This is a genomic window from Streptomyces sp. WM6378, assembly GCF_001279695.1.
In the GTDB taxonomy this organism is placed as follows: domain Bacteria; phylum Actinomycetota; class Actinomycetes; order Streptomycetales; family Streptomycetaceae; genus Streptomyces.
In genome coordinates, this window is record NZ_LGDD01000315.1 from 1 (window position 1) to 15,653 (window position 15,653).

14 protein-coding genes are annotated in these 15,653 nt (G+C 71.9%); 9 read left to right on the forward strand and 5 right to left on the reverse strand.

Features of this window, described 5'->3' with window-relative positions:
* Nucleotides 1-17: 17 nt before the first annotated feature.
* Complete coding sequence (locus tag ADK54_RS31550; RefSeq protein WP_107090669.1) at nt 18-2,051, forward strand: HelD family protein; 2,034 nt, start codon at nt 18-20, stop codon at nt 2,049-2,051.
* Nucleotides 2,052-2,066: 15 nt separating this feature from the next.
* On the opposite strand, the gene ADK54_RS31555 is transcribed toward ADK54_RS31550, so the two are convergent.
* A complete protein-coding gene (locus ADK54_RS31555) occupies nt 2,067-2,846 on the reverse strand; it encodes a hypothetical protein (RefSeq protein WP_053729186.1) in 780 nt (259 codons plus the stop codon).
* 61 nt (nt 2,847-2,907) lie between these two features.
* Here ADK54_RS31555 and ADK54_RS31560 point away from each other — a divergent pair, with 61 nt between their 5' ends.
* Nucleotides 2,908-3,183: a hypothetical protein gene (locus ADK54_RS31560; RefSeq protein WP_053729187.1), complete on the forward strand. Its 276-nt coding sequence runs from the start codon at nt 2,908-2,910 to the stop codon at nt 3,181-3,183.
* A gap of 68 nt (nt 3,184-3,251) precedes the next feature.
* On the opposite strand, the gene ADK54_RS31565 is transcribed toward ADK54_RS31560, so the two are convergent.
* Together ADK54_RS31565 and ADK54_RS31570 are read right to left on the reverse strand one after the other, a co-directional pair.
* Complete coding sequence (locus ADK54_RS31565) at nt 3,252-3,620, reverse strand: DUF397 domain-containing protein (protein WP_053729188.1); 369 nt, start codon at nt 3,618-3,620, stop codon at nt 3,252-3,254.
* Entirely contained in the window at nt 3,617-4,453 is an 837-nt protein-coding gene (locus ADK54_RS31570) for a helix-turn-helix domain-containing protein (protein ID WP_053729189.1), read from the reverse strand. Before ADK54_RS31570 ends, ADK54_RS31565 begins: the two co-directional genes overlap by 4 nt.
* 203 nt (nt 4,454-4,656) lie before the next feature.
* On the opposite strand from ADK54_RS31570, the gene ADK54_RS31575 reads away from it, so the two are divergent.
* From ADK54_RS31575 to ADK54_RS31595, 5 genes are all read left to right on the forward strand, one after another.
* Complete coding sequence (locus tag ADK54_RS31575) at nt 4,657-5,088, forward strand: ATP-binding protein (RefSeq protein WP_324610208.1); 432 nt, start codon at nt 4,657-4,659, stop codon at nt 5,086-5,088.
* 839 nt (nt 5,089-5,927) lie between these two features.
* On the forward strand, nt 5,928-7,223 hold the full coding sequence (locus ADK54_RS31580; RefSeq protein WP_053729191.1) for a M18 family aminopeptidase: 1,296 nt from the start codon (nt 5,928-5,930) through the stop codon (nt 7,221-7,223).
* Between the two features lie 80 nt (nt 7,224-7,303).
* Nucleotides 7,304-7,519 carry a DUF6458 family protein gene (locus ADK54_RS31585; protein WP_053729192.1) on the forward strand — a complete coding sequence of 72 codons (216 nt, stop codon included), beginning with the start codon at nt 7,304-7,306 and terminating at the stop codon, nt 7,517-7,519.
* A 163-nt stretch (nt 7,520-7,682) separates the two neighbouring features.
* A complete protein-coding gene (locus ADK54_RS31590) occupies nt 7,683-10,376 on the forward strand; it encodes an AfsR/SARP family transcriptional regulator (RefSeq protein ID WP_053729193.1) in 2,694 nt (897 codons plus the stop codon).
* A gap of 242 nt (nt 10,377-10,618) precedes the next feature.
* Entirely contained in the window at nt 10,619-11,404 is a 786-nt protein-coding gene (locus ADK54_RS31595) for a DUF4232 domain-containing protein (protein WP_078966783.1), read from the forward strand.
* A gap of 12 nt (nt 11,405-11,416) precedes the next feature.
* Here ADK54_RS31595 and ADK54_RS31600 read toward each other — a convergent pair whose 3' ends face one another.
* The gene (locus tag ADK54_RS31600; RefSeq protein ID WP_053729195.1) at nt 11,417-13,237 is read right to left on the reverse strand and encodes an NHL domain-containing thioredoxin family protein; all 1,821 of its coding nucleotides are present in this window, start codon (nt 13,235-13,237) and stop codon (nt 11,417-11,419) included.
* Between the two features lie 77 nt (nt 13,238-13,314).
* On the opposite strand from ADK54_RS31600, the gene ADK54_RS31605 reads away from it, so the two are divergent.
* Nucleotides 13,315-13,812: an LURP-one-related/scramblase family protein gene (locus ADK54_RS31605; RefSeq protein WP_053729196.1), complete on the forward strand. Its 498-nt coding sequence runs from the start codon at nt 13,315-13,317 to the stop codon at nt 13,810-13,812.
* A 16-nt stretch (nt 13,813-13,828) separates the two neighbouring features.
* Here the strand turns inward: ADK54_RS31605 and ADK54_RS31610 are convergent, their stop codons facing one another.
* Nucleotides 13,829-14,623 (reverse strand): carbon-nitrogen family hydrolase, encoded by a 795-nt coding sequence (locus ADK54_RS31610; protein WP_053729197.1) that lies wholly within the window; start codon nt 14,621-14,623, stop codon nt 13,829-13,831.
* A 196-nt stretch (nt 14,624-14,819) separates the two neighbouring features.
* Between ADK54_RS31610 and ADK54_RS31615 the strand changes: the two genes are divergently transcribed.
* Nucleotides 14,820-15,644, forward strand: coding sequence for a maleylpyruvate isomerase family mycothiol-dependent enzyme (locus ADK54_RS31615; protein ID WP_053729198.1), 825 nt, complete (start codon nt 14,820-14,822; stop codon nt 15,642-15,644).
* Nucleotides 15,645-15,653: the final 9 nt, after the last annotated feature.

The following is a 15,653-nucleotide window of genomic DNA, read 5'->3' on the forward strand; positions in this document are numbered from 1 at the left end:
AAGCCCCCCAGAACCCCCTGCACCACGAGCGCACCCACCTGAGCCGATCCCGCGCAGCCCTCCGCGCGATGCGCGAAGACGTCGAGAACCTCGACATCAAGGACGTCACCGCGAACTGGGTGAACGCCGCCGTCCTCCAGCGCCAGATCGACGACCGCATCAAGGCCCTAGCGGACCTCTCCCACACCCCCCTCTTCTTCGGCCGCCTCAATTACCTGCACGCCCCCGGCGCAGACCTGGCCGAAGGGGCCGAGGGGGAGCAGTTCTACATCGGACGCCGGCACGTCCACGACGCCGACGGCGACCCGATGGTCATCGACTGGCGCGCCCCCGTCTCGCAGCCGTTCTACCGCGCCTCGAAGAAGGACCCGATGGACATCGGGCTGCGCCGCCGCTTCGGCTACACGGGCGGCGACCTGACGGCATACGAGGACGAGCACCTCACCGACCCCACCGAGGCCGCCACCACGAGCAAGCTGCTCCAGGCGGAGATCGAGCGCCCCCGTGTCGGCCCCATGCGCGACATCGTCGCCACCATCCAGCCCGAGCAGGACGAGATCGTCAGGTCCGGCCTGGGCGGCAGCGTGTGCGTGCAGGGCGGTCCCGGCACGGGAAAGACCGCCGTCGGCCTGCACCGGGTCGCGTACCTGCTCTACGCCCACCGGGACCGCCTCGCTCGCACCGGCACCCTGGTCATCGGCCCGAACAAGTCGTTCCTGCACTACATCGAGCAAGTCCTGCCCGCACTGGGCGAGTTGGAGGTGAAGCAGGCGACGGTCGACGACCTGGTGACGACGGGCGTCGAGGTGCGCGGCACCGACCAGGCCGAGTCGGCCACCGTCAAGGGCGACGCCCGCATGGCGGAGGTGCTCCGCAAGGCCGTCTGGTCACACGTCACCATCCCCACCGAGCCCCTCGTGGTCGTGCGCGGTTCGCGCCGCTGGCGGGTCCCGGCGTACGAACTCGCCGAGATCGTAGAGGAGTTGAGAGACCGGGACATCCGCTACGGTGCCGCCCGTGAGGCCCTGCCGCAGCGGATCGCGCACACGGTTCTGGTCCGGATGGAGCAGGCGGGCGAGGCCCCCGACGACCGCGTACAGGACGCGGTGGCCCGCAACACGGCGGTGAAGGCGGCCGTGAAGGAGATCTGGCCCCCGGTCGACCCCGCGAAGCTGGTCCTGCGGCTCCTCAACGACCCCGATTTCCTGGCGGCGCACGCCGAAGGCGTCCTCACGGCCGACGAGCAGAAGACGATCACCTCCCCCAAGCCCGCGCGCAGCGTGAAGTCGGCGAAGTGGACGGCGGCGGACGCGGTCCTCATCGACGAGGCGAACGACCTGGTCGCCCGCACCCACTCGCTCGGCCACGTCGTACTCGACGAGGCGCAGGACCTCTCCCCCATGCAGTACCGCGCGGTGGGCCGCCGCTGCACGACCGGTTCGGCGACGGTGCTCGGGGACCTCGCGCAGGGCACCACACCCTGGGCGACGGCGAGTTGGGAAGAGGCGCTGCGTCACCTCGGCAAGGGCGAGGCGGTGATCGAGGAGCTGACGGCGGGCTTCCGCGTGCCGCGCGAGGTCATCGCGTACGCCTCGAAACTGCTCCCGTCGATCTCCCCCGGCCTGGCGGCGGTGGAGTCGGTACGTGAGACGCCGGGCTCGCTGGACGTACGAGAGGTGCGTGAGGCGGGGGGCCTGGACGCGGACGTGGTGGCGGCCTGCGTGGAGTCCCTGTCCCACGAGGGCTCGATCGGCCTGATCGCCGCCGATGCCCGAATTCCCGTACTTGCGACGGCACTTGAAGCGGCGGACCTCCCCTGCCTGGCCCCGGGCGAGGAGACGACGGCCGAGTCCCGCCTGACCCTGGTCCCGGCCTCACTGGCGAAGGGCCTGGAGTACGACTACGTGGTCCTGGACGAGCCGGCCGCGGTGGTGGACGGTGAGCCAGACGAGCGCACGGGCCTGCGCCGCCTGTACGTGGCCCTGACCCGAGCGGTCTCGGGCCTGACCGTCGTCCACGCGGCCCCGCTGCCGCGGCAACTGGCCGGGTGACGCGGGGCACCCGGATCAGGCGGGCGGGCCTTCCAGCACACTGGGCTGCGAGGCGAACTCGGTCTCGGGGCTGAAGCGTTCCTCCAGGCCGTCGGCGAGGGCCCGCAGCGCGGCGCCGCCGTCGCCGTGGAACGAGGAGCCGTGCATCACGGCCAGCGTCGCCGGCTCCAGGTCGGCCAGGGAGCGGAGCGTCTGCGCGGCGGCGGTGAGGCAGGAGGTCTGCCGGAAGGCGGCCTCCGCGTTCAGAGCCTGGTCGGTCAGGTCGTCGCCGGTGACGGCGGGGCCGTTGCCGACCTGGGTGAGGAGGTCGCCGCAGAACAGCGTGCGGGTGGTCTCCTCGAAGAGCACCCGCGCCTCCCAATTGTGCGGCACATGAGGTGTGTTGAGATGGCGCAGCCGTCGGCGTACCTGCTTGCCGCCGAGGTCGAGCGTCTCGCCGTGTGCCATCGGCCGGGGCGGGCGGTCGGCGAGGTCGTTGAGCGAGACGAGGCAGCCGAGCAGCCCGTGGGCGACCTGGGCGTGCGGGGCCGCCGCGAGGAATTCATTCATCGCCCCGCATTCATCCGACTCGACGTGCCCGAAAGTGATCCACCGCAGGGACTCCACGGGCACGACCCGCGCGACCGCCTCCGAAACGAGCGGAAAGAGCTGTCGCATACCCGTATGGAAGAGCAGCGGCTCCTCGGCGTCCACCAGGAACTGGTTGAACGTGAACCCGGTCGGCGGAGCCACCTCGGGAATGAACGTGGAGATCCGGTAGATGCCGTCGGCGATCTCGTCCAAACGCGTCTCCATGCCTTCAACGGTATGCGGCCCGCCACAACCCGGCGACCGGTACCGCCCACCCAGGGGCCAAGTGGCACCGGGTGCCCCACAGCGGGGGCGACCGACAGCACGGGGGGGCGACGCACAGGGGCGAGGGGAACTGCGCGACCTCCCGGCGCCCGCGCCCGCCGTCTCCCTGCGCACCCGGCTCGCGCCGCTCACCAACCGCGACGTCCTCGGCGCGACCGGCGGCGACCAATCCCGCCTCACCCTGCTCCTGTCCCTCAACTCCACCGCGCTCTACCTGGGCATAGTGGCAGCGGGCGTCACGGGCGGCGCGGCCATAGCGACGCTGGGCGACAGATGACTCCCCTTCGCCTCAACTGCCTTGACCCTGCTGTCACTTGGGGTTGCGTACGCAACGACCCGCGAGCGTCAGCCCGGCCCGCCAGCGAAGGCGACGAAGTCGCCCCAGGCTGTGGGAGAGAGGGTGAGCTGAGGGCCGGACTTGTTCTTGGAGTCGCGGATGTGGATGGCGGCGGGGCAGGTGGCCACCTCCACGCAGTCGTCGCCTTCGGCACTGCTGTAGCTGAACTTGCTCCAGCATTCGGCTACCTCGACGCAGTCGTCGCCCGAGCTGCCGCTGTACGTGGCTTTCCGCCAGGAGTGGGCGACCTCGACGCAGCTGTCGCCAGATCCGCTGCTGTACGTCGACTTCCGCCAGTCGAGGGCGACTTCGACACAGGAGTCGCCCTCAGCACTGCTGTAACTGCTCTTGAACCAGGCGAGTTCGAATGTGCTCATAAGGCTCCTCGCATTCGCTCCAACAGGCCCCGCGACTCCTCGGGCGTGAGGGCCTGCGAGCGCAGTGTCGCATACCGCTGGCTAAGCAGCGCGACCTCTTTCGGGTCAGAGATCAACCGTCCGTTCTGCTGCCCTTCGGAGTAGGCGAGGTGTCGCCCCTCGGGGGTGATCAACAACTGCAAGGCGCCATCGAGGCACGCATGACTTGTGCAGCGAAGCGGCATGATCTGAAGATCGACGTTGCGCAGATTCGTGGCGTCCAGGATGTGGTCGAGCAGTTCCCGCGTCACCTCGGTTCCGCCGATGCGTCGCTCCAGCACGGCCTCATCAATGATGAAGCTGTACGAGGTGTTCGGGCGCTCACGCAGGAGCTTCTGGCGCTCCACCCGTGCCGCGAGGCGCTCAGCCATTTGCTCATCCGACAGGGGCGGAATCCGGTTCTCGAAGAGGGCCTGCACATACCTCTCGGTCTGGAGCAGCCCCGGCACCATCCGGCACTCGTACGTATCGAGGCTGATGGCCTCCCGCTCGAACCGGGCCCACTTGCGGAACCAAGACGCCAGGCCCGGCTCCCTGCTCAGATAGCGGGCCGCCTTCTTCAGCGCCCCCGTGTTGCCCGTGGCCGCCTCCGTGCCCTCGATGAAATCGGGGTAGGCCATGCGACGCCCCAACTCGACCGACGCGACCGTGTGTTTGGAGTAGCCGACCAGCGCCGCGAGGTCCTCGCGGCTGAGGCCGGCGTGTTCGCGCAGGGCCTGGACGACCGCGCCGAACGTCCGCAGACTGTCGGAGGAGTCGGGTTCCCCATCGTGTGCTTCGTGGTCCCATGCCATCGGCGGCCACCTCCCGGTGAACGGATCGCCCCGCGTTCGCAACTCACCCAGAGTTACGGCACAGGGCGCGTACCGTCTACAGCACGTGCGCGTACGCTCGCTGAGCGTACGCAGCGGATGCCTGGTCGCGGGAGTTCCACCCCCGCCACGGTGGTCGCATGCACCTCGAAACCGAAGCAAGAGCCCGTCAACTTCCGGCTACCGTGCGTGTGTTCAGAAGGCGGTTCGCGTCGACGCGGCGGGCGGCTGTTCTGGCGCGGAGGCTGGCGCAGGGGCAGCTGGACGCGTGGGGCGTCCCGCACGGCAGCGAGGCCTCCGACACGGCGGCACTGATCGTGGCGGAGCTGGCCGCGAACGCGGTGCTGCACGCATACGTGTCCGGACGCGGCTTCGAGCTGGGGCTGCTGCTGTGCGAGGACGGCGTACTGCGCATCGAGGTGACCGACACCCGCGCGGACAAGGCGCTGCCGGTGGTGGCCGTCGGCGCGCCCGCCGACTCCGAGTCGGGGCGCGGCCTGCTCGTCGTCCAGGGGTTCGCCGACCACTGGGGCACGACGGAAGGCCCACCCCCGCTGAAGACGGTGTGGGCCCAACTGGCAATCAGTGAAGGTGATTTCGCGCGAGCGCCTTGGTGAGGAGCGCCTCGATGTCCGGGGTGTCCGGGTGTCCGGGTGTCCGAGTGTCCGGGTGTTCGCGAGCGGGATCCTGACGCAGCCGGAGCTCGCCACGACGACGGCGACGACGGGCCCTTCGACCCCGGGCATCCGGGCCACGCCGGCACCCGCCTGGACACCGCCCCACACGAGGAACAGCCCCACCGGTGCGGGACCGGCCATCGAAAGCCGAGGACGAGCGCCTGTGAGGCGCGAACGGGGGTGCAGGGGGCGGAGCCCCCACCCGCCAGGTCAGGCTGAATCGCCGAGAGCCGCCGTGCTTCAGCCCACAGCCGCTCGAACTCCTCCGCGGAGATCTCGGCTGCCTGAGGCTGGTCCTGCCAGCCGTCCATGGAGCCTTCGGCGAGAACGCCGAACTGCCGTTCATAGCGGAACATCGCCGCGAGACCGTCATGATCACGCAAGTGCAGGACCTCTTCCAGAGAAGCCGCCGTCACTGGCCGCGAGCCCTGGCCCCGGACCTCGACCTGTCGCACTGCCCAGCCTTCGTCATCGGCCTCGAAGTACAACCACAGATCTTCGCCCTCGTAGTAGGTCCGGAACCAGGTCGTCATGCCGCAATCCTGATCCACGACCTTGACCAAAGAGATAAGGCCCCCGCAGGTGGCCTTGGGCGGAGCCCCCGAAAGGGGTGCAGGGGACGGAGTCCACGCGGGGGGTCTGGGGCGGAGCCCCAGGGCTTGGGCTCTCAACCCTGCGCAACGGGCGGGTGGGTGGGCGGACCCCCCGGGGTCTGGGGCGGAGCCCCAGGCATGCTGCAGAGCCCGGAGTGCAATCCGCCCCGCCGCTAGGGTGGCCGCATGAGCACACCGCCCCGCTTCGACCGCGGCCACACCGACGACCTGATGACCTTCCTCGCGGCGAGCCCGTCGCAGTACCACGCCGTGGCCAACGCGGCCGCACGCCTGGAGAAGGCCGGGTTCCGGCAGGTCCAGGAGACGGACGCCTGGGACGGCACGCACGGCGGGAAGTACGTGCTGCGCGGCGGCGCCATCGTGGCCTGGTACGTCCCCGAGGACGCCCAGCCCCACACCCCGTACCGGATCGTCGGCGCCCACACCGACTCCCCGAACCTGCGCGTGAAGCCGCAGCCCGACTCGGGGGCGTACGGCTGGCGGCAGGTCGCCGTCGAGATCTACGGCGGGACGCTGCTCAACACCTGGCTCGACCGCGACCTCGGCATCGCGGGCCGCCTCACCCTGCGGGACGGCAGCCACCGCCTGGTCAACGTGGACCGCCCGCTCCTGCGCGTACCGCAGCTGGCCGTGCACCTGGACCGCTCGGTGAACACCGACGGGCTCAAGCTCGACCGGCAGCGCCACCTCCAGCCGATCTGGGGCCTCGGCGACGACGTACAGGAAGGCGATCTGATCCGCTTCCTGGAGCAGGAGGCCGAGCTCGACGAGGGCGAGGTGGCCGGCTGGGACCTGATGCTGCACTCCGTCGAGGCGCCCGCCTACCTGGGCCGCGACCGGGAGCTGGTGGCCGGGCCCCGCATGGACAACCTGCTCTCCGTGCACGCCGGGGCGGCCGCCCTTGCCGCGGTGTCCGCCTCCGAGGACCTCCCCTTCATCCCGGTGCTCGCCGCCTTCGACCACGAGGAGGACGGCTCGCAGGCCGACACCGGCGCGGACGGCCCGCTGCTCGGCAACGTCATGGAGCGCTCGGTGTTCGCGCGTGGAGGTACGTACGAGGACCGCGCCCGCGCCTTCGCCGGAACGGTCTGCCTGTCCTCCGACACCGGCCACGCCGTGCACCCCAACTACGCCGAGCGGCACGACCCCACGCACCACCCGCGCGCCAACGGCGGCCCCATCCTCAAGGTCAACGTGAACGCCCGGTACGCCACCGACGGCGCGGGACGTGCCGTGTTCGCGGCGGCCTGCGAGCGCGCCGGGGTGCCGTGGCAGACCTTCGTCTCCAACAACGCGATGCCCTGCGGCACCACGATCGGCCCGATCACCGCGGCCCGGCACGGCATCCAGACCGTCGACATCGGCGTGGCCATCCTGTCGATGCACAGCGCCCGCGAACTGTGCGGCGCCGACGACCCGCACCTGCTCGCCGGCGCCCTGGCCGCGTTCCTGGCGGCCTGAACCACCGCACCGCGCAAGGGGGTTGGCCGTCCGGGACGCGGGTACCCGGACGGTCCACCACCTTCACGGAGGCGAGATCCATGGGCTTGGGCAGCTGCATCATCCTCATCGCGGTGGGGGCCATCCTCACGTTCGCGACGGACTGGCACGCCAAGGGTGTGAACCTCGACGTCGTGGGCCTGATCCTGATGTCCGTCGGCATCATCGGCGTGGCCGTCTTCACCAGCGTGCTGCGCAGGCGGCGCGTCGTGCCGGGCGCCACCCTGGTCGAGGAGGACCACGACCGCCTGACCTGACCCGCACCCCTGGCACCGGCTGTGTCGACCGCCTCACGTGACCCGCGCCACCTGTGCCCCGGGACGTGAACCCGACCCCTTCCACCCCGCGTATCCTCGACTGTCCGGGCCCTGACCAGGCCCGGAGGAATCCGGGAACGGGGAGCAAGGGGGTACCGCCACCGTGGAGTTCCGCGTCCTGGGAACGGTGGCCGTGGCCAGCGAGGACGGCGCGTTCCTCGCGCTCGGCCCCGCCAAGCGCCGCAGCCTGCTAGCCATGCTCCTGCTCCAGCCCAACACCGCCGTACCCGTGGAACGCCTCACCGAGGCCCTGTGGGACGAAGAACCGCCCCTGCACTCCCGCACCGTCCTGCAGGGCCACGTCTCACGGCTGCGCGCCCTGCTCGCCGAGCACGGCGCCGAGGCGTACGGCATCGAACTGGCCACACAGGGACCCGCGTACGTCCTCCGGCTCCCCGAGACCCTCATCGACGCGCACCGCTTCGAAGAGCTCGTCACGCTCGCCCGCGGCCAGCGCCGCCCCGGCGACGCGGTGCTCATGCTGCGCGAGGCGCTCGCCCTGTGGCAGGGCCCCGCCCTCACCGGCACCGTCACCAGCCCGCCCCTGCAAGCCGCGTCCCACACCCTCGAAGAGCTCAGGCTCGCCTCGGTGGAAGCCCTCGCCGAGGCGTACGGGGAACTCGGCGAGCACGGCCGGGCCGCCGCCGTGCTCCGCACCGAAGCCGTCGCCCACCCCCTGCGCGAGCCCCTCTCGGCCGCGCTGATGCTCGCCCTGAGCCGCTCGGGCCGCCAGTCCGACGCCCTCGAATGGTTCCACCGCACCCGCCGCCTGCTCGCCGACGAACTCGGCGTGGACCCGGGCCCCGCACTCTGTGAGGCACACGCCGAGATCCTGCGCACCGGCACCCCCGTCACCCCGCCCGCGCCGGCCGCCGCCGAACCCGAACTGACCGTCTCCATACCGGAGTTGCTGCCGCGCAGACCCCGCGGTTTCAGCGGGCGGCAGGCCGAGCTCACCGCGCTCGGCCTGGCCACCGCCGGACAGTACGGCGCCATCGCGCTGGTCACCGGCGGCGCCGGCGTCGGCAAGACCGCGCTCGCCGTGCACTGGGCGCACGAGCGCCAGAGCGACTTCCCCGACGGCCGCCTCTTCGCCGACCTGTGCGGCTACAGCGACACCCCGGCCCGCCAAGTCACCGTCGTCCTGCGGGAGTTCCTGCTCGCCCTCGGCGTGCCCGTGCAGCGCATACCCGAGACCGAGGCCGGCATGGGGGCGCTCTACCGCTCGCTCACCGCCGACCGCCGGATGCTGGTCGTGCTCGACAACGCCCGCGACTCCGAGCAGGTCCGCCCGCTGCTGCCCGGCGGCGACCACTGCGTCACCCTGGTCACCAGCCGCGACCGGCTCGGCGGCCTCGTCGCCTCCGACGCCGCCCGCCCGGTCCGCCTGGACGAGCTGCCCGCCGCCGACTGCACCGCGCTGCTCGCCGCCGTCCTCGGCGAGGACCGGGTCGCCGCCGAACCCGAAGCCGCCGCCCGTCTCGCCGCGCTCTGCGACGGCCTCCCGCTCGCCCTGCGCGTCACCGCCGCCCGCCTCGCCGCCCGCCCCCAGTGGACGCTCGGCGCCCTCGCCAGTGAACTCGCCGACGAACAGCGCCGGTTGGGCCTCCTTCGCGTCGAGGACACCGGGGTCGCCGCCGCCCTGCGCCTGACCGTGCAGCAGCTGCCCGAGCAAGCCCGCCGGATGTTCCGCGCGCTCGGCCTGCACACCGGCTCCGAACTCGACCGCTACACCGCGGCCGCGCTGGCCGGCTGCACCCCCGACCAGGCCGCCGCCGCCCTCGACCGGCTCGCCGCCGCCCACCTCGTCGTCGAATCCGGCCCGCACGGGTCCGACCCGCGCACCCGGCCGGACTCGTACACCCTCCACGACCTGGTACGCCTCTACGCCCGCGCGCTCGCCCCCGAGGCGGACCCCGACGGCCTCGCCCGCCTCCTGGACCACTATCTGCACACCGGCCTCGTCGCGACCGCCACCGCCGAGCCCGGCAGCCAGCCCTGCTTCACACCGCCGCCCGGGGCCCGGCGGCCCGCCGCGGTGCGCGAGTTCGAGGACCGCCAAGCCGCGCTCGCCTGGTACGAGGCCGAACGGGCCACCCTGCGCGGGGCGGTCGCCGCCGCCGTCGCCGCCGGGATGCACGACCGCGCCTGGCGGCTCGTACTGCTCCAGTGGCCGCTCATCCTGTGGCGGGTCCGCGACGGCTGGGTGCCACTGCTCGAACAGGCCCTGGAATCGGCCGAGTTGGAGCAGGAACTCGACGCGCAGTCCCGCACCCGCGCGCTGCTCGGCTGGGTCCTGCACGAGGAGGGCCGCTACGACGAGGCCCTCGCCCACCTGGAGAAGGCCCCCGACCTCGCCCGCCAGGCGGGCGACGTCACCAGCGAGGCCATCGCCCGCATCAACCTCGCCCTCATCCTCGTCAAGTACGGCGAGGTCGACCGGGCCGGCGACCTGCTCGGGCACGCCCTCACCCTGGCCGGACGGGCCCGCGACCGCTCCACCGAGATGCTCGCCCACCAGCACCTGGCCCGCCACTTCCTGACCGCTGGCGCCTACGACCTCGCGAGGGAGCACTCCCTGCGCGGCCTCGAACTCGGCCCCTCGCCCGAGGCGATCCCGCGCCGGGTGCTGCTGCGCACCAGCTACGGCGAGGCGCTGGCCGGCCTCGGCCGCACCGAGGAAGCCCGCCGCCAGCTCACCGACGCGGCCCGCGAGGCCGACGACCACGGCTACGAGGAGGGCGCGGCGGCGGCCCGCGCCAACTTGGCGAACCTGGAGGGACTGCCGCCCGCGTAGCCTTGGCCGGCTCGACTCGACTCGACTCGCAACGACGCGCCGCCTCGTGCCGAACGTCTTGCCTTCACGGGCGCGTTAGCCGAACGATAGGAACGCCCACGAGGCTGGTGCGGCACATGGGCTCGGCGCACATACGCACTTGATGGTGGTGCGGCACATGGGCCCAGCACACATACGCCGCACGCGGCACATGTACTTGACCGCTTGATTGCTTGATCGCTTGATTCGGAGTAGGGGACGCGATGCGCAGGGCCCGGGGCAGGGGGGCGGCCATAGTCGGCCTCGCCGTGCTGCTCGGCGCGCTCACCGCCTGCACGGACCGCGTGCCCGCCGCCGCTCCGGGCACCGGTACGACAACGGTGTCGCACAGCTCCGGCGCGCCCCGCTCCGGCGCCGCGCAGCAGACTCCGCCCGACCCGTCCGCCCCCGCGACCGGCCGAAGCACGGCCGCGCAGAGCCCGCAGCCCGGTGCCGGTCCCGCGACCCCGCCCGCCCCGTCCTCGGCCAGCCCGACGCCGTCCGTCCCCGGGACGGACACCCGCACGGGCCCGTTCGACGACGGCGGTGAGGACGCCCGTGTCTTCTGCTCGCCCAGCGCGCTGTCGCTCACGTTCCGCACCGGGGGCGACGTCCGTGGCGGGGCGGGCTCCCGTCCCGGCGCGGACGTGCGGACCGCCGGCGACGCGGTCCTGGTGGTCCGCAACACCTCCGGCCACACCTGCGTCCTGCACGGCGCCCCGACGCTGACCATCCTCGACGACAGCGGCCAAGGCTCCCCGCTCGTCTCGACCCCGGTCAAGCCGTTCGCGAAGCCCTTCGCCCTGCACCCCGGCGCGAACGGGGTCGCCAAGGTGCACTACACCCCGCTCCGCGGCTGCCCGGCCCGGGGCTCGACGGTGCGCGTGACGCTGCCCGGCTCCGACACCGTGAACACCGTGGCGGTCCTGGACACCCACGGCCGCCCGGCCGCACTGCCCCTGTGCGGCCCGGCCCCGCGCACCGGGCCGTTCAGGCCGGGCTTCGGCTAGGCCCGGCTTCGGCTAGGAGGCCCCGGCCGCGTCCATCCCGGCGAGCACCAGCGGCAGCCTGCTCGCGCCGCCCTCGGTGAGGCGTACGGGGACGCCCCAGTCCTGCTGGTGGACGTGGCAGGCCGGGTATTCGTTCGCAGGGTCGTCGTCGCACGAGGCCGCCATCGCCGACACGTGCAGCACTCCCTCGGCGACCTCCGGGTTCAGGCTGAGCTCGCGCGCGAGGTCGGTGCCGGTGCCCTCGCCCGCGAGCAGCAGCTCGGGCGGGGTCGAGGAGACGAGCAGCCGGGTGGAGGGACCGTACCGGGTGTCCAGCTTCTGCCCGGCGGGCGCCTGGAACACGACGTCCAACCGGAGCCTGCCCGGGGCGACTTCGGTCGCCGAACGCTGGGTGCGGTGCGCCACGGCCTCCACCCGTACGGCCTCCTCGGGCAGCCGCAGCCGGGTCAGCCGGTGCCGCGCCGACTCGACGACGACGATGTCGTCCCCGGCGAGCACCGCGTCGCTCGGCTCCCTCAAGTCCGTTGCCAGCGTGGTCACTTCACCGCTGGCCGGGTCGTAGCGGCGCAGCGCGTGGTTGTACGTGTCCGCGACGGCGACCGAGCCGTCCGGCAGCGCGGTGACCCCGAGCGGGTGCTGGAGCAGCGCCTGCGCGGCGTCCCCGTCCCGGTGCCCGAAGTCGAAGAGCCCGGTCCCGACGGCGGTGTGCACCACCCCGTCAGCGTCGACGTAGCGCAGCGCGGAGGTCTCCGAGTCGGCGACCCAGAGCCGGTCCTCGGTGGCCGCGAGGCCCGACGGCTGCGCGAACCAGGCCTCGGCGCCGGGCCCGTCGACCAGCCCCTCGTTGGTGGTCCCGGCCGCGACCTCGACGGTCTTCGTCTCGGGGTCGTACGTCCACAGCTGGTGCACGCCCGCCATGGCGATCCACACCTTGCCCCGCCACCAGGCGACGTCCCAGGGCGAGGACAGGTCCACTTCGAGCGCGGGCCCCGACGTCGGCTGCCCCTGCCACCACTGCTTCCCGGTCCCGGCGAGCAACTCGATCCCACCACTCACCGGGTCGAAGGAACGCAGCGCATGATGCACGGTGTCGGCGACGACAACCCTCCCGTCCGGGAGCAGCGCGAGGCCCTGGGGCTCCTTGAACTGTCCGTCCCCGCCGATCCGCCGCACGACGCTCTCCCCGTCCGGGCCGAGCTCGACCAACTGGTGGCGGGTGGTATCGGACACCAGGAAGTTCCCGCTGGGCAGCACGATCGCCTTGCCCGGGAAGCGCAGGTCGGTGGCGACCGGCTCCGGCGGCACGTACGGCCCGTCCCCGCGCCGCAGCGTCCCCTTCGCCCCGTGCTCGGCCTCCAGCTCCTCGACGAGCCGCTCGATGGCGTGAGCATGCCCCTCGCCGGCGTGCTGGGCGACGATGTACCCCTCGGGGTCGATCACGACGAGCGTGGGCCAGGCCCGCACCGCGTACTGCTTCCAGGTCGCGAGCTCGGGATCGTCGAGCACGGGGTGCTCCACCCCGTACCGCTCCACGGCGTCGACGACGGCCTGGTGCTCGGCCTCGTGCACGAACTTGGGCGAGTGCACGCCGACGATCACGACGGTGTCCCGGTGCTTCTCCTCCAGCTCGCGGAGCTCGTCGAGCACGTGGAGGCAGTTGATGCAGCAGAAGGTCCAGAAATCGAGAATCACTGTGCGCCCGCGCAGCTCGGCGAGGCTCAGTTCCTTCCCACCGGTGTTCAGCCAGCCGCCCTTGCCGATCAGCTCGGGGGCACGGACTCGGGCACGGCGGGGGGCGGGCGCGGGGGTGGGCGCCGGGGCGGCATCGTTCATGGTTCAAGCTTGCCATCCCGGTATGAACACCTTGTGTCGCCGTTCGGCGGGGCCCCCGCGCGGGCAGGGGTGTCCCCATGAAATACCTCGTGCGGGACAAGATCTTCGCCATCGGTGACGACTACTGGATCGAGACCGAGGACGGCCGCCAGGCGTTCCTCGCCGACGGCAAGGCGCTGCGGCTGCGCGACACCCTGGAGCTGAAGGACCCGTCGGGGCGGGTGCTGATCACGCTGCGGGAGAAGATGTTCAGCCTGCGGGACGCGATGACCATCGAGCGGGACGACCAGACCCTCGCGAAGGTCCGCCGCAAGCGCCTCTCGCTGCTGCGCAACCACTACCGGGTCAGCCTGGTCGAGGGCACCGAGCTCGACGTGACGGGCAGGATCCTGGACCGCGAGTTCACCGTCGAGTACGACGGTGAACTGCTGGCCCACGTGTCGCGCAAGTGGTTCCGGGTCCGCGAGACGTACGCGGTGAACGTCGTACGGGAGGACGCGGACGCGGCACTGCTGCTCGCGGTGGTGATCTGCGTGATCCGCATGGACGAGAAGGAGCGCGGTCACGAGGACTGAGCGGGCCCGTGGAGGCTCACCTCTTGGGCGTGTCCAGGCCCAGCACCCGGTCCTTCAGGGCCGGAAACGCCTCGCGGGTGTCGAAGACCTTCGCGGGGTCGAGATCCACGGTCAGGATCTCCTCGCCGGGGCCGGCCTCCGCGAGGACCTCGCCCCAGGGGTCCACCACGATGCTGTGGCCCGCCTGCTCGACCCCCGCATGCGTCCCCGCCGTGCCACAGGCCAGCACGTACGCCTGGTTCTCGACCGCTCGGGCGCGGGCGAGCAGCGTCCAGTGGGCGCGGCGGCGCTCGGGCCAGCCGGCCGGGATCACGAAGGCGTGGGCGCCCGCGTCGACGAGGCCCCGGAACAGTTCGGGGAAGCGGAGGTCGTAGCAGGTGGCCAGGCCCAGGGTGAGGTCGGGCAGCGGGACGGTGACCAGGTCCTCGCCCGCGCCCATCAGGACGGCCTCGCCCTTGTCGAAGCCGAAGCGGTGGATCTTCCGGTAGCTGTGCGCGAGTTCGCCGTCGGGCGAGAAGACGAGGGAGGTGTTGTAGAGCGCGCCGTCCTCGCCCCGCTCCGGAACGGACCCGGCGTGCAGCCAGATCCCGGCGTCCCGGGCCGCCTCGGACATCGCCTGGGCCGTGGTGCCGCGCAGCGTCTCCGCCTCGTCCGCGAAGAGTTCGTACGCGAACGCCCCGACCGTCCACAGCTCGGGGAGCACGACCAGATCGCTGCTCCTCAGCTCCCGGATCAGCGAACCCACCCGCTCGCGGCGGGAATTGACGGATTCATACGGGTTTACATCGATCTGAATGAGCGAGGCGCGCACGGTACCACCGTCCTGGCTTTCGAGCCGTCAGCACTATGGGAAACAGCCTACGATCGTCATACGAAAGCACTGCCGGGGTGCTGCCCGGCAGCGTACTGTGACTTTCCGGGGGAAACCCCCGGACCCCCCAAGCCACCAATCCTCCCACGCAGTCCCGCAGTCCAGCCCGCGTACAAAAGAACCGCCGAGGGGTCCCGTGACCGTCCATCCCAGCCTTCAGACCTACGCCGATGCCTGGACCCACTCCATCGAGGCGATATCGGAGCTGGTGCAACCGCTCGTCGAGGGCGAGTGGAACCGTGCGACGCCCTGCCCCAACTGGTCGGTGCGGGACATCGTGTCGCACGTCATCGGCATGGAGTGCGAGCAGCTGGGCGATCCGAGGCCGATCCACACCCTGCCGCGCGACATCTTCCACGTACAGACCGAGCTCGCTCGCTACATGGAGATGCAGGTCGATGTGCGCCGGCACCACACGGCGCCGGAGATGACCTCCGAGCTGGAGTACACGATCATTCGCCGGGCGCGTCAGCTGCGCAACGAGAACCGGGACCCCGAGACCAAGGTGCGCGCCCCGCTCGGCGCCGAGCAGACCCTGGAACTCGCGCTGCGGATGAGGGCGTTCGATGTGTGGGTGCACGAGCAGGATCTGCGCTGGGCCCTCAACAAGCCGGGAAACCTCGACTCTCCGGGCGCGTACGTGGCCCGTGACATCCTGCTGCACACACTGCCCCGGGTCGTCGCGAAGGACGCGGGCGCGCCGCCCAGCTCCGCCGTCGTCTTCGACATCCACGGGCCGGTGGAGTTCCTGCGCACGGTGCGGGTCGACGCGGACGGGCACGGCACGGTCGACGGCGCGCCCTCGCTGGGCCCGCTGGTCACCCTGGCCATGGACTGGGAGACCTTCGTACGCCTGGCGTGCGGCCGGGTCCGCCCGCACGCGGTCGTCGACCGGGTGAAGGCGGAGGGCGACCAGGCGCTGGCGGACGCGATCCTGCGGGCGTTCGCGGTCACCCCGTAAGCGATTACG

Coding starts and splice junctions, on each gene's coding strand:
- ADK54_RS31555 (WP_053729186.1), bottom strand. CDS start 2,846: ATGGAGACGCGTTTGGACGAGATCGCCGACGGCATCTACCGGATCTCC.
- ADK54_RS31565 (WP_053729188.1), bottom strand. CDS start 3,620: ATGAGCACATTCGAACTCGCCTGGTTCAAGAGCAGTTACAGCAGTGCT.
- ADK54_RS31570 (WP_053729189.1), bottom strand. CDS start 4,453: ATGGCATGGGACCACGAAGCACACGATGGGGAACCCGACTCCTCCGAC.
- ADK54_RS31580 (WP_053729191.1), top strand. CDS start 5,928: ATGAGCACACCGCCCCGCTTCGACCGCGGCCACACCGACGACCTGATG.
- ADK54_RS31585 (WP_053729192.1), top strand. CDS start 7,304: ATGGGCTTGGGCAGCTGCATCATCCTCATCGCGGTGGGGGCCATCCTC.
- ADK54_RS31595 (WP_078966783.1), top strand. CDS start 10,619: ATGCGCAGGGCCCGGGGCAGGGGGGCGGCCATAGTCGGCCTCGCCGTG.
- ADK54_RS31600 (WP_053729195.1), bottom strand. CDS start 13,237: ATGAACGATGCCGCCCCGGCGCCCACCCCCGCGCCCGCCCCCCGCCGT.
- ADK54_RS31605 (WP_053729196.1), top strand. CDS start 13,315: ATGAAATACCTCGTGCGGGACAAGATCTTCGCCATCGGTGACGACTAC.